Raw genomic sequence first — 18,322 nt, 5'->3', positions numbered from 1 at the left:
GGCGTTTCCTGGCGTTTTCTTGTTATTGAGACACAAACAATGTCCCGGGGGTGCCTGAAGCTCCATTCCGCCTACCTTCTTGAGGGCAGGTTCCGTGAACTGATCCTTGGGCGTTATTGTTGTTTTTAGGATTTCCTTGGCTTGTCCCGGGTCGTAATTGAAAGGCCTCTGGAGTCTGGGTGGGGTGGTTTCTTCTTTTTGTTAGCTCATGATCCTGCGACGGACGGCCGACGCGCCTTGGCCGTCAGCAACCCGCCGAGAACGATTCTTTCGATATGGGCGACATAGGAACGACAGACCTCGTCGGTCACCGGCCCAACCCCGGCGGCGCGCATCATCGTCTGCCGGCCAAAGAACAGATGGTCACAGGCGCCAATCAGGGTGGTGTAGAACAGCACCGGATCGACTTCGTAGAAATGGCCGCTGGCAACGCCCTCGGCGAGCAGCCGGCGATGGAAATCGAGCAGCGGCCCGACGAAGAATTTGGTGACCTCGTCGGCGGTGTCACGATTCTGCCCGTGCAGCAGATAGTGAATCAGCCGATTGAGATACGGAAACTGGTGATACGCCTTGATGATGCCGGCGATGTGCAGCTTCATCTTGGTGGTCGGCGACAGCGGCTGCGCCAGCAGGAATTCGAGATGGGTCATCTCGTTCGAGGCGTCGCGCTCGAGCAGCGCCAGCAGCAGACCGTCCTTGTTGCCGAAGTGATACTTCACCAGAGCGGCGTTGACGCCCGACTTCTGCGCAATGTCGGCCAGCGAGATCTCGACCGAGTTGCGCTCGATCATCAATTCGCCTGCAGCAACCAACAACTTCTCGGCGGTCAGGCTTTTCGCCGCCGATGCCTTGGGAGCCGTTGACTGGTTCAGATGCGCTGCCATTGCCATCGCACTTACAGCATCGTTTGACATGGCTCAAGCGTTAATTGATCGATTGACTAAAACCGTCCCCACCACTTAAATCGCCGCCACCCAAGACCAATACCCAAAGACCAATACCCAACAACCATTACAGGGAGAGAACACATGGCCGAGGCCTATATCGTCGCCGCCGCACGCACTGCCGGCGGTCGCAAGGGTGGCCGTTTGGCCGGCTGGCATCCGGTCGATCTCGCAGCCTCCGTCATCAACGCGCTGGTCGACCGCTCGGGCGCCGCGCCGGATCAGATCGAAGACGTGATCATGGGCTGCGTCGGCCAAGGCGGCGAGCAGGCCGTCAATATCGGCCGCAACGCGGTGCTGGCCTCGAAGCTGCCGGAGAGCGTGCCCGGCACCTCGGTCGACCGCCAGTGCGGCTCGTCGCAGCAGGCGCTGCATTTCGCCGCACAGGCGGTGATGGCCGGCACCATGGATATCGTGATCGCCGCCGGCGTCGAATCGATGACCCGCGTGCCGATGGGCTCGCCGAGCATCCTCGCCGCCAAGGCCGGGCTCGGCAACTACAAGAGCCCGAAGATGGACGAGCGCTACCCGAACATCCAGTTCAGCCAGTTCGTCGGCGCCGAGATGGTCGCGAACAAGTACAATTTGTCGAAGGACGAGCTCGACGAGTTCGCGTTCAACAGCCACCAGCGCGCGATCGCCGCGACGCAAGGAGGCAAGTTCAAGGACGAGATCATTCCGCTCGAGATCACCCGCGCCGACGGCTCGACCGACATCCACCAGATCGACGAAGGCATCCGCTTCGACGCGACGCTCGACGGCATCAAGGGCGTCAAGCTGATCAACGAGAACGGCGGCAAGCTGACCGCGGCGACCGCCAGCCAGATCTGCGACGGCGCTTCCGGCGTGGTGGTGGTCAACGAGAAGGGCCTGAAGCAACTCGGCGTGCAGCCGCTGGCACGCGTCCACCACATGACGATGCGCGGCGGCGATCCGGTGATCATGCTGGAAGCCCCGCTTCCCGCCACCGAATACGCGCTGAAGAAGGCCGGGATGAAGATCGACGACATCGACCTGTTCGAGGTCAACGAAGCGTTCGCCTCGATCCCGACCGCGTGGCTGAAGGCGACCGGCGCCGATCCGGCCCGTCTCAACGTCAACGGCGGCGCGATCGCGCTCGGCCATCCGCTCGGCGGCTCCGGCACCAAGCTGATGACCACGCTGATCCATGCGCTGAAGCAGAACAACAAGCGCTACGGCCTGCAGACGATGTGCGAAGGCGGCGGCATGGCCAACGTCACCATCGTCGAGCGGCTGTAAGGCCCGACTTGGACGCGGGGGCGGCGTCCGCGTCGCACCGCGTCCCTGACCCACAGCGCCTGACCATCGTCAGTCGCCGAAACGAGAGACTTTCGCCGTCATTGCGAGCGAAGCGAAGCAATCCAGGCCCTTGCACCGGACTCTGGATTGCTTCGTCGCTTCGCTCCTCGCAATGACGAAGCAGAGCGGAGCCAATCCGCCGCATCACCAAAGAGGAAACTGCCATGACCCATCCGTCGATTCACGCCAAGACCAATCCCGACAAAGTCGCCTACCGGATGGCTTCGACCGGCCAGGCCCTCACCTATCGGCAGCTCGATGAGCGCTCCAATCAGGGCGCGCATTTGTTCCGGTCGCTGGGGCTGAAGGCCGGCGATCACATCGCACTGCTGATGGAAAATCGGCTGGCGTTCATGGAGATCTGCTGGGCGGCGCAGCGCGCGGGCCTGTATTACACCGCGATCAGCCGCTATCTCACCAAGGATGAGATCGGCTACATCGTGCAGGACTGCGGCGCCAAGGTGGTGATCACCTCCGCGCAGGGCAGCGAAACGATGAAGTCGCTGCTGTCGGATGCGCCGGGCGCGCCGCTGTACTACATGGTCGATCCGCCGATCACCGGCTTCCGCTCGTGGGAGCAGGAAACCGCCGCACAGCCGGTCACGCCGATCGCCGACGAAGTCGCCGGCTACGACATGCTGTACTCCTCCGGCACCACCGGCCGGCCGAAGGGTATCAAGCGCGAATTCGAAGGCAACGCCATCGACGTGCCGAGCCCGTTCCTGCGCCTGTTGTGCGAGAAGATGTGCGGCATGAACGCGAACAGCATCTATCTGTCGCCGGCGCCGCTGTATCACGCAGCTCCCCTGCGCTTCAACATGATGGCGACCACGCTCGGCGGCACCTCGATCATCATGGAGCATTTCGACGCCGAGCAGTTCCTGGCGCTGGTCGAGAAGTACAAAGTGACGCAGTCGCAGTTGGTGCCGACGATGTTCGTGCGCATGCTGAAGCTGCCCGACGAGGTCCGCAGCCGCTACGACGTATCGTCGCTGAAGGGCGCGATCCACGCCGCCGCGCCCTGCCCGGTCGACGTCAAGGCCAAGATGATCGAGTGGTGGGGACCGATCCTGATCGAGTACTACGCCGGCTCCGAAGGCAACGGCGTCACGGTCTCGACCTCGCAGCAATGGCTGGCGCATCGCGGCACGGTCGGCAAGGCGGTGGTCGGGACCATCAAGATCCTCGACGACGAGGGCGAGGAGCAGCCGGTCGGCGAGATCGGTACCGTGTACTTCGCCGACGCGCCGTCGTTCAGCTATCACAACGATCCGGACAAGACCAAGAAGGCCTATAACGAGAAAGGCTGGTCGACGCTCGGCGACGTCGGTTATCTCGACGACGAGGGCTTCCTGTATCTCACAGACCGCAAGAGCTACATGATCATCTCCGGCGGCGTGAACATCTACCCGCAGGAGACCGAGGACGTGCTGCTGACCCATCCGGACGTCGCCGACGTCGCGGTGTTCGGCGTGCCGAACGCCGAGATGGGCGAAGAGGTCAAGGCGGTGGTGCAGCTCCGCGACGGCGCCGCCCCCAGCGCCGAACGCGCGGCCGAGCTGATGGCGTTCTGCCGCGAACGGCTGTCGCCGATCAAGTGCCCGCGTTCGGTCGACTTCGAGGCCGAGCTGCCGCGCACCCCGACCGGCAAGCTGGTCAAGCGGCACCTCAAGGATCGGTACTGGCCGGCGCAGAACAAGGCGGCGGCGACCGCCTGAGCGGTTCCGTATCAATTGCGCATCCCCGCCGCCTGGCGACGGGGATGTCGCGCCCGGCCATGCACCCCGCAGGCCAAGAACGACTCCGCACCGTCGTCGTGGCGCGCTATGCTGCCGGGCAATGCGGCTTCGTCGTGATCAGATTCCGTCCACTCCCTCTCCCCACCGTGCCGGCGCCGCCGTCTCGGTGCTGACCCATGTCGCGCTGGTCGGCGCGGTGCTGATGTTTGCCGAGGTGCATCCGTTCGCCGACGTGCCGGAGCAGCGGATCGAGGTCGAGGTGGTCACCGCGGACGAAGCCCCGCCGCCGGCGCCGGAGAAGGAGCCAGCGCCGAAGCCTGCCGAGCAACCCACGCCGAATTTCGAGGTGTCGCCGACACCGACCGAGGAGCCCAAGCCGCAACAGCAGGCCTCCGCGAAACAGCAACCGGCCGAAGCCAAGCCGCCAGCTCCAGCTCCGCAGCCGCCGCAACAGAGCGCGCAGGCACCAGCGGCTCCTCCGCAACAGCAGCCCGCCCCGCCATCTCAGCCTGTGCCGCAGGCAGCTCCGCCTGCGCCGTTCCCTCCTGCGATTGCTCAGGAGCCGGACATCACCGTCAAGTACTCGGTAGCGCTCGGCCTGCCGGCCGAAGGCGGCGGCTTCGATGCACCGGCCGAGACCGTCGCCAACATCAGCGCCGAAGCGGTCGCGGCGCTGCGCAAACGGCTGAAAGCCTGCGCCGCGCTGCCGGCGGGCTTGTCGCCATCAGACAACGTCAAGATCGTGATCCGGGTCGGGCTGACGCCGGACGGCCGGCTCGCCCAGGAGCCGTTCCTAATCGAGGCCAGCGCTTCGGCCAAGGGGCCGGCATTGATGAAAGGGGCCATCGCGGCGCTCGAAGCCTGCCAGCCCTACACCATGCTGCCGGCCGACAAATATCGGGAATGGCGGGTGCTCGACATCGGCTTCACGCCGCAGGATTTCCGCGGCTGAAGCAACGCTCCGCAGCCGATTTCGGCCGCCCGACATAAAGAAAGCTCCGGAACCGCCGGAGCTTTAAGTCAAGGGAGACTCGGTCCGCCGCAGCGCCGACGTTTCGCCGGCTGGCGGAAATTCATCCTGTCGCGACCGTTCCGCCTCACCGGCGACGATCACTCCGCTGATCGGGCTGCCGCTCGCGTCCGCAAATCGCTGAGCCTCGGCGTGCACCACTCATGCGAGTATCGAATAGACAATTCGTGCAACGATCTTTGACGCAGGTCAAGAATATCTCGCTCCACGGAAATCATCGCGACGATTGCAGGTGCATCGCAGGAATACGGCGGCAAGGCGCTACCGCGCGCGTGAGAACCGACTAAGCTCCCCGACGCCCTGCCACTCGAATTTGGAGTCTGCGATCTTGCCCTCGTCGCCCTGGAGCTTCGCGACCGTCACCGACCTCACCAAAGCCCTCACCACCAAACAGGTCTCCGCCTTCGAACTCGCACAAGACGCGATTGGGCGGATCGAGCGGTACGATGGCGAGGTCAATGCGGTCTGCGTGCGCGACTTCGACCGCGCGCTGCAGAGCGCCCGTACCGCCGATCAGGCGCTCGCGCGCGGCGAGCAGCAGCCGCTGCTCGGGATACCGATGACCGTGAAGGAGAGCTTCAACGTCGCCGGCCTGCCGACCACCTGGGGCTTCGTCGATCAGAAGGACTTCGTGGCGGAGCACGACGCGCTGGCGATCGAGCGTGTCAAGGCTGCCGGCGGCGTGATCCTCGGCAAGACCAACGTGCCGGTCGCGCTCGCCGACTGGCAGAGCTACAACGAGATCTACGGCACCACCAACAACCCGTTCGATCTGTCGCGCACCCCCGGCGGCTCGTCCGGCGGCTCGTCGGCCGCGCTCGCCGCCGGCTATGGCGCGCTGTCGCTCGGCTCGGATATCGGCGGCTCGCTGCGGGTGCCGGCGTTCCATTGCGGCGTCTACGCCCACAAGCCGACCTTCGCGCTGTGCCCGGCGCGCGGCCATACCCCGCCGGGGCTACCGCCGCTGCCGTCCAACCGCGACCTGTCGGTGATCGGGCCGATGGCGCGCTCAGCCGCCGACCTGGCGCTGCTGCTCGACGTGATCGCCGGCCCCGACCCGACCTTCGACGGCATCGCCTACCGGCTCGACCTGCCGCCGGCCCGGCACACCGCGCTGAAGGATTACCGCGTGCTGCTGCTCGACCAGCACCCGCTGCTGCCGACCGGCAAGGCGGTGGGCGGCGCGCTGGAGACGCTGGCTGCGAACCTCGCCAAAGCCGGCGTCAGCGTCACCCGCTCCTCGCCGCTGCTCCCGGACCTCACCGAGACCACGCGCGTGTATATGCGGATGCTGCTGTCGTTCCTGGCCGCCGGCTTCGCCCCGGACCTCTATGCCGGCGCGCAGGCGATGGCGGCGGGGCTCGACGCCAAGGACGACAGCCTCGCCGCCGAGCGGCTGCGCGGCATCGTGCTCAGCCACCGCGACTGGGTGATCGCCGATTCCCGTCGCACCGGGCTGCGGGCGCAATGGCACGCCCTGTTCAAATCGTTCGACGCGGTGATCTGCCCGGTGATGCCGACCCCGGCCTACGTGCAGGACCACCACGAGCCGCAGGAAGAGCGCCGCATCGACATCGACGGCCAGTCGCATCCTTATGTCGATCAGCTTGTCTGGCCCGGCATCGCCACCCTGCCCGGCCTGCCCTCGACGGCGATTCCGCTCGGCCTGGCGGACGGCCTGCCGGTCGGCGTGCAGATCGTCGGCCCGTGGCTGGAAGACCGCACGCCACTGAAGCTGGCCGAACTGATCGAACGCGAATTCGGCGGCTTCACTCCGCCGCCGCTGTTCGCGGACTAAGTGCGATGGCATCATCGCCGGGCTTGCCCGGCGATCCATCGATCTTCGACAGGTCGGTGATCACGATCCGTCGGTGATCGCGGATCGTCGACCCAACCGATGTGATGTGGCTCTTTCCATGCGCACTGAATCCTCATCCAGAGGAGCCCGGCAAAGCCGGGCGTCTCGAAGGATGAGGCCACGCGCGACCTGTGGCGCATGGTTCGAGACGGCGCTGCGCGCCTCCTCACCATGAGGCTGCGCCCGTTGCGCGCGCTCCGTGAACAGGCGAACGGATTGCTACGCGTCGAACATGATCACGCTGCGCACCGTCTTGCCGGCCTTCATCGCGGCGAAGCCGTCGTTGATCTCGGACAGCTTCAGCTTGGCCGAGATCCAGTCCTCGAGGTGCAGCCGGCCGCGCAGGTAGAAGTCGACCAGCCGCGGCATGTCGACCCGGAAGTGATTGGAGCCCATCGACGAGCCCTGGATCTTGCGCTCACGCAGGAAGTCGAAGCCGTGCAGCTCGATCTTCTGGCCGAACGGGATCATGCCGACGATGGTGGCGGTGCCGCCCGGCGCCAGCATCGCGAACGCCTGCTCGGCGGTCTCTTTGCGGCCCAGCACCTCGAAGGCGTGATGCACGCCGCCCTTGGTCAGCTCGCGCACCTGCTGCACCACATCGCCGTTCGCAGGATCGACCACGTCGGTAGCGCCGAGCTTGGTGGCGAGCTGCAGCTTGGCCGGATTGGTGTCGATCGCGATGATCCGGCCGGCGCCGGCGATCTCGGCGCCGTTGATCGCCGCCATGCCGACGCCGCCGCAGCCGATCACCGCGACGGTCTCGCCCGGTGCCACCTTGGCGGTGTTGGCGACCGCGCCGTAACCGGTGATGACGCCGCATCCGATCAGCGCCGCGAGATCGAGCGGCATGTCGCGGCGGATCTTCACGATGGCGTTCTCGTGCACCAGCATCTGCTCGGCGAACGACGACAGGTTGAGAAACTGATTGAGCTTCTCCGAGCGCGCCCAGCTCAGCCGGTTCGACACGCCCGGCAGCATCTTCACCGTCGTGTCGGTGCACAGCACCGGCCGGCCGGTCGAGCAATTGTCGCAGGTGCCGCAGAACACCGACAGGCAGGTGACGACGTGATCGCCCGGCTGCACATAGGTGACGTCGGAGCCGACCTGCTCGACGATACCCGCCGACTCGTGACCGAGCACCGCCGGCAGCGGATGCGGATACAGCCCTTCCATGAAATGCAGATCGGAATGACACAGCCCGGCCACCGCGGTCCGGATCAGCACTTCGCGCGGACCCGGCTTCTGCAGGCTGATCTCCTCGATCGTCATCGGCTGATTCACTTCGTGCAGCACGGCGGCTTTCATCGGCGTTTCCCTTGGTTGTTGGCTTATTTGCTGTTTGTTGTCGGTTGGTCGTTCCTTCCAGCCTCTCCACGTCATTGCGAGCCGAAGGCGAAGCAATCCAGGGGCTCAGTGCACGAAGCTGGAAGCTTTGCTACGCTCGCAATGACGGGGGAAGGCATTGCCTTTAGCTTACGCCGTCAATAGCGGCGCGATCTCGTCCATGGTGGCGGCGCGGTCGCCGAGCAGGTGATCGGCGATCGCGAGTTCGAGCTTACCGTCCTGAGCGGCGAACGGATCGGGCTGATACAGCCGATGCTCGACGGCGAGCCGCGACAGCAGCACGCGGCGGGCATCGCCGCGCATCGCTTCGATCTTCGCGCCTTCCCAGGCGAACGCCACCGCGCTGGCGACATGATACAGCGCGCTAGTTGCGCGGCGGGCGTCTGCCTCGTTACCCGCGCCACGCGCGACCTCGCGAGCAAAATCGATCGACTTGTCGATCAATCCGCGCAGCCGGTCGCGCCAGGCCTGCGGCACGCGCGCCGCATCGTCGAGCCGGGCATGCAGATCGGCGGCGAGCGCCGACTCCGCACCATGCCGGCCGATCGCGCGCTTCAGCGCATCGATCGCCACGATGTTGCCGGTGCCTTCCCAGATCGAGCCGAGATGCGCGTCGCGCAGCAGGCGCGCGGTGGCGAACTCTTCGACATAACCGATGCCGCCGCGCATCTCGAGCGCGTCGCCGCAGACTTTGCGCGCATCGCGGGTGGCACGGAATTTCAGCGTCGGGGTGAGGATGCGCAGCAGCGCCGCGGCGTCCTGGCTGCCGCCCTCGGCGCGGTCGAGCGCGTCGGCGGTGAGGAAGCTGATAGACATGCCCTGCTCGGTCGGCAGCAGGATCTTCATCAATTGCCGCCGCGCCAGCGGCAGGTCGATGATGCAGCTGCCGAACACCACGCGGTTTTTCGCCACCGTGATCGCATCGTGCCAGGCGCGCCGCATCAAGGCGGTCGACTTCACGCCGTTCGACAGCCGCGATGAGTTCACCATCTCGGCCATCTGCACGAAGCCGCGGTCGAGCTTGCCAACCGCGTAGGCGATCGCGCCTTCGAGCTTGATCTCGCCCGACGCCATCGAGCGGGTGCCGAGCTTGTCCTTCAGACGGACGATCCGGTAGTGATTGGGCGTGCCGTCGTCGAGCACGCGCGGCATCAGAAACAGACCGACGCCGCGGGTGCCGGGGCCGGCGCCTTCGGGCCGCGCCAGCAGCATCACCACCTTGGCGTCGGCGTTGGAGCAGAACCACTTCTCGCCATACAGCCGCCAGTGATCGCCTTCCGGCACCGCCACCGAGGTCAGCGTTCCGACGTCGGAGCCGCCCTCCTTCTCGGTCATGAACTGACCGCCTTGGGTCAGCTTGCTCATGTCGGTCTGGGTCAGACCGTCGAGATACTTCGCCTTCAATTCGTCGCTGCCGAATTTCGACAGCAGCTTGGCGCAGCCGTCGGTGACGTTGATCGGGCAGCCCATGCCGAACTCGGTCTCGTTGAACAGCAGCGTGAAGGCGTGCTTGGCGGTCACCGGATAAGTCTCCGGCCAGCCCATGATGCCCTTGCGGTGCGACAGCGCGTGTATGCCGAAGGTGCCGAACGCGGCGTTCTCGAGCTCGCGATACGCCGGGTGATACTCGACATGTTGGGCGTCGCGGCCGAACCGGTCGCGCTGATGCAGGATCGGCGTGTGGCGGTCGGCGAGCCGCGCACACTCGTCGAGCCGGCCGCCGGCAAGCCCGCCGAGCGCGTCGAGATGCGGGTCGATGTGATCGACCAGCGGTTTGGGCAGATGGATGCGGAGCAGATCGGACAGCGACGGATCGGCGCGATAGAAGTTGAGGCCGGTAGTGTCGGGCGCGATCAGATTAGCGGCGTTGCCGGGACGCGCCGCGGGCGCGACGGCTTGTTTGTTTCCTGCCAGCATGAGCAACTCTTGTTTTGGTTCTTTCGGGCCTGTCAGATGCTATAAGCCCGATCATCAGCCAGCACAAAGCTGCCCGCCACCCCAATCATCGAAGGACGCGCGACGGGTTCCGCCCGACGGAATTGCGCAACCGCATCGACACCGATGGACCTGACCACTCTCATCATCCTGATTGCCGGCGCGCTGTGCGGCGGGTTCGTCTCCGGTCTTTCAGGATTCGGCCTGGCGCTGGTGTCGCTCGGGTTCTGGCTCTACGTCTTCCCGCCGACGATCGCGGTGCCGCTGGTGCTGTTGTGCTCGATGGCCTCGCAGGCCTCGACGATGCGGATGGTGTGGCAGCATATCGATTTCAAGCTAGTCACTCCCTTCCTGATCGGCGGGCTCGCCGGGGTGATCCCGGGCAGCGTGCTGGTGGCCTATGCCGATCCGTGGGGCTTCAAACTGTTCGTGGGCCTGTTCCTGCTGATCTTTCCACCGGCTTTGTACTTCACCCCACCGATGGCGCTGAGCTTCGGCGGCCGCTGGATGGATGGTGTGATCGGCTGGATCGGCGGCGTGATGGGTGGCTTCGCCGGACTGTCCGGCCCGCCGCCGATCCTATGGGCGAGCGTTCGCGGCTGGGACAAACATCAACGCCGCGGCGTGTTTCAGGCATTCAACTCCACCGTGCTGATCGCTGCGCTGGCGCTGCAGACCGCGCACGGCCTCGTCACGCGTGACGTCCTTTATGCGGCCTTGCTGGCGTTGCCGGCCATCCTGCTGGGCGCTTGGCTCGGCGCCAAGACCTATCACGCGCTGAGCGATCGCTCGTTCCGCAATGTGGTGCTGGCGCTGCTGTTTCTATCCGGCGCCAGTTTGGTGTGGAGCAGCTTCGCCGGACTGCGCTGAGCGGCCGGCCGGCTCACATTCGGTTTGCCCGCTGGCACGGCTTCCGATCAAGTACAGTCGATCATGTGTCGATTCGTCCCGCCAAAGGCGACGCAGGTAGCACAGAGGAGATCGGTAATGCGGGAATTGCTGCCGGTGGCCGAAAAGGTCGCGCTCAGGCTGATCGCGCAGAAGCAGACCATCGCGGTGGCGGAATCCTCGACCGGCGGTCTGATCTCGGCGGCGCTGCTCGCGGTACCCGGCGCCTCGGCGTATTTCCTCGGCTCGGCGGTGGTCTATACGCGGCAGGCACGGCGAGTGCTGATGGACATTCCCGATGCCGACATGAAGGTGGAGGGCGTCCGGTCGTCCTCCGAGCCTTATGCCGAGCTGCTGGCGAAGCAGATCCGCGCGCGGCTCGGCGCCGATTGGGCGCTGTCGGAGACCGGCGCGGCCGGCCCGTCGGGCAATCGCTACGGCGACGCCGCCGGCCACACCTGCATCGCGGTCGCCGGCCCCGCGCAGGCGGTGATGACGCTGGAGACCGCCAGCGCCGACCGGCTAGACAACATGCACGTGTTCGCCTCGACCGCGCTGTCGTTTTTGCTGCGAATGATGACACCGATCGGGTGACGCAAGCTCGAAGCCGGCCGATTTAAATCCGTGATGTTCCACGTCATTGACCCGCACGGGACGGCCTCACTCCCAGGGCTCGCCGATAAGGGCTGCGCTTCGCCCGGCATTCGCTCGAAGCTGCGGCCCTCAAGGAGCCTTCGGTTGTCGAGCCAGTCGACCCATTCCAGGGTGGCAACTCGACGGCCTCGAAGCTGCGCCATGGCCCGCGTCGCCACTCAACGTTCTGGCGGGAAACGCGCTGGCGCGTCGTTCGATTACGAGACGACGCCGGCATGACGTCGTCATCCTCAGTAAAGCCTGGTACGGTAAGCTTCTTCCATCGCCTTCTCGGCATCTGCAACCTCGATGGCAGCGGTCTGTTCGGCAATGATCCGGCCAAGCGTCGGAAAGCTGTTCCGCTCGACCTGTGTGGCTGGATTCCACAGCTTCGAGCGCATGAGAGCCTTGCCGCAGTGGAAATAAGTTTCCTCGACATGGATCTTGAGCCCAATGATGGGGACAACGTTCTGCACCGCCAGCGGCGTCAGCAGTTCCGCATCCTGCGATATCTCGGCGCGGCCGTTGACCCGCAGGGTCTCGTTGATACCCGGCACAAGGAAAATGAGCCCGATTCCGGGCGAGGCGATGATGTTGCCGAACGTATCGACGCGGTTATTGCCGCGCCGGTCGGGGATCAACAACGTCTTGTCGTCGAGCACGGCGACGAAGCCGGGCGCATCGCCCCGTGGGCTTGCGTCGGCATGGCCGTTACCATCGTTAGTCGCAAGAACGAGGAACGGCGACAGCGCGATGAAGTCCCGGCAAAACGTGTCGAGATGGTTGAGAACCTTTTTCTCCGCGAGCGGGCTCAACTGCCCGAAATGCGCGCGAAGATCGTCCTGCGACTTGATCGACGGCTTCCCGCCTGCACCCTGGCTGTCCATTCACGAACTTCCCTCTGAGTTATGCCGGCTCGATACCGCACCAGCTCGCGGTGAATAGTGCGAGCGCCTTTGCGACTCGCTTCACCGAAGCGAAATCGACGCGCTCGTTGAAGCCATGCGCTCCTTCCATCGTGGCACCGAAGCAGAACGCCGGAACACCGAAATCGAGGCCGTAGAAGCGGGCGTCAGTCAGGGCGGTCGACGAGAAGCTGGTCAGACGTTGCCGCCGAGCGTCAGCGTAGGTTGCTGCTGGTTGAATGAAGTGATCAGCAGCGGCGGCTAGGGCTGGAGATGGTGTTGAGCGCTCCACCGCGGGTCTGGCCGGCTGCGCGCGAGATGCCGAAGAGGATGGCGGCGGTGGCGGTCAGCATGGCCTAGGTGAATTCGCGTCTGTTCATGGAGCTCTCCGTGGTCGCATATCGACATGATATTGACTTCGCGAAGCCCGCATCCGGGTTCGGCGAATGATGTGGGCGCCGGTATTGTTGCCGGATGCCCTGTCCCGCGCTACCTGATCGGGGACAACAATCATCGCGATCGGGCCATGTCTGGCCCGGAAGATGCATGAGAGCGCTGCGAAAGCGCCACGGATCGGGAGTTCACGACCCATGAAAGTCGCAACGCGGCGAAAAGACACTGCTGAATTGCGCCCCTACCGCAGGCAGGAAGGCCCAGTAGCAGCCGCAAATTGTGCGGGACACCTTCAGACCATTGCGCGACCGGTCGCCGCGATGACGGCCACCTATCCGAACGAGAGCACCAGCACACGTCACTTGCATCGGCGCGACCAGTTCATCCTGCAGATCACGGGTGTAACCGCCATGATGACCGAACGTGGTCATTTCGTCGTGCCGCCCGGTCATGGCTTGTGGATTCCTGCCGGCGTCGTGCATCAATCGCGTGCCTGGGGTGAGGTCGAGGCGCAGACGATCTACGTCACGCCGAATCGCGAGCGGAAGGCCTCCGATACGTGCCGCCTGATCCGCGCCTCGTCGCTGGTCGAAGCGCTGATGGACGAGGCCGTGCGCATACCTGAGATCTACGACCAGAATGGACGCGACGGCACGCTCGTCGAATTTCTCCTCACCGAGATCGCGCGGATGCCGGAGGTGACGCTGCACGTGCAGGTGCCGCCGGACCCACGCCTTGCCGAGATCTGCAAGGCGGTGCTGGTCGATCCGTCGTCAAACCTCACTCTTGACCACTGGGCCGACAAATGCGGCCTCAGCCGCCGGACGCTAACCCGGTTATTCCGCCGAGAGACTGGCCAGAGCTTTTCAGGCTGGCGGCAGCGCGTGCGACTTTTGGAAGCCTTGGCACGTCTCGGAGCAGGCGAAACTGTGACCGGCGTCGCGCTCGACGTCGGCTACGATAGTCCAAGTGCCTTCGCCGCGATGTTCAAGCGCGAGCTTGGCGCAGCACCGCGACACTATCTTCGTTGGACGGATCAGGAGGTGGCGCTGCGCTGACGTCCTCAGATCGCTCGAAAACGCTCCAAGCTGGATTGCTTCGCTCGCAATGACGAAGAAACTCAAGTCATCGCGCGGATCAGAGCCATGCCGGCGAACAGGCCGGCGATCGCCAGCACCACCGAGCCGAGCACGTAGAGCACCGCGAGCCCGACCGCGCCGCGTTCGTACAGCAGCGCCGCGTCGAGCGAGAATGCCGAGAATGTGGTGTAGCCGCCGAGGATGCCGGTCATCAGGAACAGCCGGACGTGCTGCGACGAGCCGCCCTTGAAGGCGAAGTAGCCGGCGATCAGCCCCATCACGATCGAGCCGGTCACGTTGATGAAGAAGGTGTGATAGGGAAACGCAGTGCCGAGCAGCCGGCCGCTGAACGTGTTGATGAAGTGGCGAAACATCGCCCCGAGCCCGCCGCCCACGAACACCACGAGATAGGCCATTCGAGAATTGCTCCGTATCCGATCGTCGCCCTGACTTCGTTCTTGCAGCAGCACGGGTGCGACCGCAAGCCGCATCGCCGGGCGCGGCTGCCAAAAGAAAAGGCGGCCGCACCGCGACCGCCTTTTCGATGTCGTGATCGAACTGCGCCGATCAGGCCTTCGAGTACATCTCCTCGACGTACTCCCAGTTGATCAAGTTCTCGATGAACGCCTTCAGGTAGTCCGGGCGCTTGTTGCGATAGTCGATGTAGTAGGAGTGCTCCCAGACGTCGACGCCGAGGATCGGGGTGGCGCCGTGAACCAGCGGATTCTCGCCGTTCGGAGTCTTGGAGATCTCGAGCTTGCCGCCCTTGACCGACAGCCAGGCCCAGCCCGAGCCGAACTGGCCGGCACCGGCGGCGGCGAAATCGGTCTTGAACTTCTCGAAGCCGCCGAGGTCTTCGTCGATCTTCTTGGCCAGCGCGCCGGGCAGCTTGCTGCCGCCGCCGTTCGGCTTCATCCACTTCCAGAAGTGGATGTGGTTGTAGTGCTGGGCGGCGTTGTTGAACAACGGGGCGTTCTTATTGAACGAGCCCTTGACCACCTCCTCGAGCGACTTGCCCTCGAATTCGGTGCCCTTCAGCAGGTTGTTGCCGTTGGTGACATACGCCTGATGGTGCTTGTCGTGGTGATATTCCAGCGTCTCCTTCGACATGTACGGCTGCAGGGCGTCGTAGGCATACGGCAATTCGGGAAGCGTGAAGGTCATGATTCATTTCCACGATGGGTGGGGGACGTCGTCTTAACGGGAACCCTTATAAAAGGTTCCCAGCCTGGACCCAATATCTATTCTAACTTGCAACAGCGTGTCGCAGTGGCGGCGCCGAAGCCGATACCGCTGCGACATGAACAGCTTACCGCAGGTGGGCGATGCTACCGCCGCGGGCTGCGGCGGCCCGCTGCACGCTCAGGCGGTCACCGGCACCACCAGCTCCTCGCGCCTAGCTGGCGGGCGGACGTTCATCAGCATCTGGGCACAGCCGGCGATCAGGCCGATCAGCACCGCGGCCTGCCAGGCGCGGTCGTAATTGCCGAGGTGGTCGTAGATCACCCCGCCGCCCCAGGCGCCGAGGAACGAGCCGACCTGATGGCTGAGGAAGGCGATGCCGGTCAGCGTCGCCATGTAGCGCAGCCCGAAAAGCTGCACGACCAGGCCGTTGACCAGCGGAATCACCCCGAGCCACAGCGAGCCCATGATGGCGGCGAACACGATGGTCGTGGTCGCCGAGGCCGGGAAGTAGAAATACGCTGCGACCGTCAGCGAGCGCACGATGTAGATGCCGCCGAGCAGATACTGCTTCGGAAACTTGCCGCCGAGCCAACCGAATGCGTAGGACCCGAACACGTTGAACAGCCCGATCACCGCCAGAGCCGAAGCGCCGAGCGACGGATCGAGGCCGCAGATCGCCAGATAGTTCGGCAGATGCGTGGTGATGAACACCAGCTGCAGACCGCAGACGAAAAACGCGAGCGCCATCACCACGAAGCCGGAGTGGCCGAGCGCGGCCTGCACCACCTCGCCTGCCGACTGCTTGACGTCGTCGGCCTTGTCGATCTCCAGCTTGTCGGCACGGCCGGCGAACAGCGCCGACGGCAGCATCGCGGCGGCGAGGCCGAGGAAGCCGATCAGCGCCATCTGCCAGCCGGCGGTCGAGATCAGCGTCTGCGCCAGCGGCGAGGCCAGCACCAGGCCGAGCGAGCCCGCGGCCGACACCGCGCCCATCGCGACGCTGCGCTTGGCCGGCGAAACCGTGCGCGAGGTCACCGTCATGGTCATGCTGGAGGCGGTGCAGGACAGCGCAATGCCGACGCACACGCCGCAGCCGAGTGTGAACATCAGCGCCGAGTCGGCCACCATCATCAGCACCAGACCGGCCGCGTAGACGAGGACGCCGCCCAGCATCACCCAGCGGGTGCCGTAGCGATCGGCGAGCAGCCCAACCATCGGCTGGGTGACACCCCAGATGATATTCTGCAGCGCTGTGGCGAAAGAGAAGTCGGCGCTGGTGATACCGACATCGCGGATCACCGAGGGCTGAAACAGCCCGAAACTCTGCCGCATGCCCATGGCCAGGCTGAGCAGAACCGAGGCGCCGATCAGGATCGACCAGCGCTGAAACGGGCTGAGCTGAGCAGCCTTCATGAGCGAATTCCTTCCCGGGAGAATATTTGTCTGCATTCATGCCCTGGTTTGGGAGATTTGACCATCCATCCCCTCGGTATCCAGGTTCTGCGCAAGATGCAGGGGTGGGGCCTGCCCCCGCGCGCCCACGAGACCTGCGCGAAACGCCGCCGCGCCCGCGCAGCGCGCAATGCCACGGCACTTGTGCCCGATCGGCGTCTGCGCTTATTGTATTTCGATCATCATACAAAAGACCGCCGGCGCATCCAAGGCGGCATCCGGGGAGCGATCAGATGACCATCGAGGCACCGGCCGACACGTCGCGCCCCGCTCCGCCGCCGAACCGGCTGCTGACCGCACCAATCCTGCCGACGCTGCTGCGGCTGGCGACGCCGAACACTATTGCGATGCTCGGCACCGCCTTGGTGGCGGTTGCAGAGACGTCCTACATCGGCCGGCTGGGCACCGAGCCGTTGGCGGCGATCGCGCTGGTGTTTCCGTTCGCGATGCTGACGCAGATGATGTCCGCCGGCGCGATGGGCGGCGGGGTCTCGTCGGCGATCAGCCGCGCGCTCGGCGCCGGCGACCCGCTCCGCGCGGGCGTGTTGGCACTGCACGCGATCCTGATCGGGATCGGCGGCGGCCTGGTGTTCTCGCTGGTGGTGCTGACGTTCGGCCGCTCGCTGTTCGCGCTACTCGGTGGCCGCGGCGAAGTGCTGGAACAAGCCTGCAGCTATTCGGTGGTGCTGTTCTCGGCGGCGGTGTCGATCTGGCTGGTGAACACGCTGGCTTCGATTCTGCGCGGCACCGGCGACATGATCCTGCCGGCAGCAGTACTGCTCGGCGTCGCAGCTCTGCAGGTGGTGATCGGCGGTACGTTCGGACTCGGCCTGTTCGGCATGCCGCGGCTCGGCATGCCCGGCGTCGCCTCCGGTCAGGCCGTCGCCTTCACGCTCGGCGCGCTGTTTCTGCTGATCTATCTCGGCACCGGCCGCAGCCGGCTGCGGCTGCAACTGCGCTCGTTCAGCCTGCAGCGGCCGATCTTCGTCGACATCCTCAAGGTCGGCGCCCTCGCCTGCCTCGCGCCGCTGCAATCGGTGCTGACGATCCTGATCTTCACCAAGGTGCTGGCGAGCTACGGCACCACCACGCTCGCCGGCTACGGCATCGGCTCGCGCCTGGAATTTCTCCTGATCCCGATCGCGTTCGCGGTCGGCGTCGCCTCGATCCCGATGGTCGGGATGGCGATCGGCGCCGGTGACGTGGCGCGTGCACGGCGGGTGGCCTGGACCGCCGGCGTGGTGTCGGCCGTGATCGTCGGAGCGGTCGGCGCTGTGCTGGCGATCTGGCCGGCGCTGTGGGTGTCGCTGTTCACCGCCGACCCGGCCGTCACCGCGGCGGCGCATGCATATTTCCGCCTCGCCGGCCCGGGCTTCGGCTTCTTCGGCCTCGGCGTGACGCTGTATTTCGCCAGCCAGGGCGCCGCCAAGGTCGGTGGGCCGGTGCTGGCCGCGACCGCGAGGCTGGTGCTGGTCGCCGTTGGCGGCTCGGCGCTGGTCGCCTTCGGCGCCCCTGCTTCAGCGATGTTCGCGATGGTGGCGGCCGCGATGGTGGTCTACGGCCTCGGCAGCGCCGCCGCGGTCCATCTGACACGCTGGGTCAAGTGAATCGGAA

At 65.3% G+C, this 18,322-nt stretch carries 16 protein-coding genes; 8 read left to right on the top strand and 8 right to left on the bottom strand.

All coding sequences use genetic code 11. The features are described 5' to 3' along the window. Positions 1–206 precede the first annotated feature (206 nt). Entirely contained in the window at positions 207–884 is a 678-nt protein-coding gene (locus DY468_RS18485) for a TetR family transcriptional regulator (RefSeq protein WP_164606252.1), read from the bottom strand. A 144-nt stretch (positions 885–1,028) separates the two neighbouring features. Here DY468_RS18485 and DY468_RS18480 point away from each other — a divergent pair, with 144 nt between their 5' ends. From DY468_RS18480 to DY468_RS18465, 4 genes are all read left to right on the top strand, one after another. Next, complete coding sequence (locus DY468_RS18480; RefSeq protein WP_164606251.1) at positions 1,029–2,204, top strand: acetyl-CoA C-acetyltransferase; 1,176 nt, start codon at positions 1,029–1,031, stop codon at positions 2,202–2,204. Between the two features lie 224 nt (positions 2,205–2,428). Continuing rightward, positions 2,429–3,982, top strand: a complete 1,554-nt coding sequence (locus tag DY468_RS18475; RefSeq protein WP_164606250.1) for an acyl-CoA synthetase — start codon at positions 2,429–2,431, stop codon at positions 3,980–3,982. Positions 3,983–4,103: 121 nt separating this feature from the next. Beyond that, entirely contained in the window at positions 4,104–4,955 is an 852-nt protein-coding gene (gene tolA / locus DY468_RS18470) for a cell envelope integrity protein TolA (protein WP_164606249.1), read from the top strand. Positions 4,956–5,361: 406 nt separating this feature from the next. Then, positions 5,362–6,831 (top strand): amidase, encoded by a 1,470-nt coding sequence (locus DY468_RS18465; RefSeq protein ID WP_164606248.1) that lies wholly within the window; start codon positions 5,362–5,364, stop codon positions 6,829–6,831. A gap of 279 nt (positions 6,832–7,110) precedes the next feature. On the opposite strand, the gene DY468_RS18460 is transcribed toward DY468_RS18465, so the two are convergent. Together DY468_RS18460 and DY468_RS18455 are read right to left on the bottom strand one after the other, a co-directional pair. Further along, the gene (locus DY468_RS18460; RefSeq protein ID WP_164606247.1) at positions 7,111–8,199 is read right to left on the bottom strand and encodes a Zn-dependent alcohol dehydrogenase; all 1,089 of its coding nucleotides are present in this window, start codon (positions 8,197–8,199) and stop codon (positions 7,111–7,113) included. A 168-nt stretch (positions 8,200–8,367) separates the two neighbouring features. Then, positions 8,368–10,155, bottom strand: coding sequence for an acyl-CoA dehydrogenase family protein (locus tag DY468_RS18455; RefSeq protein WP_164606246.1), 1,788 nt, complete (start codon positions 10,153–10,155; stop codon positions 8,368–8,370). Between the two features lie 144 nt (positions 10,156–10,299). On the opposite strand from DY468_RS18455, the gene DY468_RS18450 reads away from it, so the two are divergent. Together DY468_RS18450 and DY468_RS18445 are read left to right on the top strand one after the other, a co-directional pair. Further along, entirely contained in the window at positions 10,300–11,043 is a 744-nt protein-coding gene (locus DY468_RS18450; protein ID WP_164606245.1) for a sulfite exporter TauE/SafE family protein, read from the top strand. 117 nt (positions 11,044–11,160) lie between these two features. Then, entirely contained in the window at positions 11,161–11,655 is a 495-nt protein-coding gene (locus DY468_RS18445) for a CinA family protein (RefSeq protein WP_164606244.1), read from the top strand. A gap of 290 nt (positions 11,656–11,945) precedes the next feature. On the opposite strand, the gene DY468_RS18440 is transcribed toward DY468_RS18445, so the two are convergent. Both DY468_RS18440 and DY468_RS18435 read right to left on the bottom strand, forming a co-directional pair. Next, on the bottom strand, positions 11,946–12,581 hold the full coding sequence (locus DY468_RS18440) for a pyridoxamine 5'-phosphate oxidase family protein (RefSeq protein ID WP_164606243.1): 636 nt from the start codon (positions 12,579–12,581) through the stop codon (positions 11,946–11,948). A gap of 19 nt (positions 12,582–12,600) precedes the next feature. Beyond that, complete coding sequence (locus DY468_RS18435; RefSeq protein WP_246701031.1) at positions 12,601–12,891, bottom strand: hypothetical protein; 291 nt, start codon at positions 12,889–12,891, stop codon at positions 12,601–12,603. A gap of 421 nt (positions 12,892–13,312) precedes the next feature. Here DY468_RS18435 and DY468_RS18430 point away from each other — a divergent pair, with 421 nt between their 5' ends. Further along, positions 13,313–14,050, top strand: a complete 738-nt coding sequence (locus tag DY468_RS18430) for an AraC family transcriptional regulator (protein ID WP_234822343.1) — start codon at positions 13,313–13,315, stop codon at positions 14,048–14,050. 62 nt (positions 14,051–14,112) lie between these two features. Here the strand turns inward: DY468_RS18430 and crcB are convergent, their stop codons facing one another. From crcB to DY468_RS18415, 3 genes are all read right to left on the bottom strand, one after another. Further along, positions 14,113–14,487: a fluoride efflux transporter CrcB gene (gene crcB, locus DY468_RS18425; RefSeq protein ID WP_164606241.1), complete on the bottom strand. Its 375-nt coding sequence runs from the start codon at positions 14,485–14,487 to the stop codon at positions 14,113–14,115. 151 nt (positions 14,488–14,638) lie between these two features. Beyond that, a complete protein-coding gene (locus tag DY468_RS18420) occupies positions 14,639–15,235 on the bottom strand; it encodes a superoxide dismutase (protein WP_164606240.1) in 597 nt (198 codons plus the stop codon). Between the two features lie 198 nt (positions 15,236–15,433). Then, entirely contained in the window at positions 15,434–16,669 is a 1,236-nt protein-coding gene (locus DY468_RS18415; protein WP_164606239.1) for an MFS transporter, read from the bottom strand. 272 nt (positions 16,670–16,941) lie between these two features. Between DY468_RS18415 and DY468_RS18410 the strand changes: the two genes are divergently transcribed. Next, positions 16,942–18,315, top strand: a complete 1,374-nt coding sequence (locus DY468_RS18410; RefSeq protein WP_164606238.1) for an MATE family efflux transporter — start codon at positions 16,942–16,944, stop codon at positions 18,313–18,315. The last annotated feature ends 7 nt before the right edge of the window (positions 18,316–18,322 follow it).

Source organism: Rhodopseudomonas sp. BR0M22, from assembly GCF_010907035.1.
GTDB lineage: Bacteria > Pseudomonadota > Alphaproteobacteria > Rhizobiales > Xanthobacteraceae > Rhodopseudomonas.
Note: the sequence above shows the minus strand (reverse complement) of the source record. Positions and strands in the feature narration are given on the sequence as shown.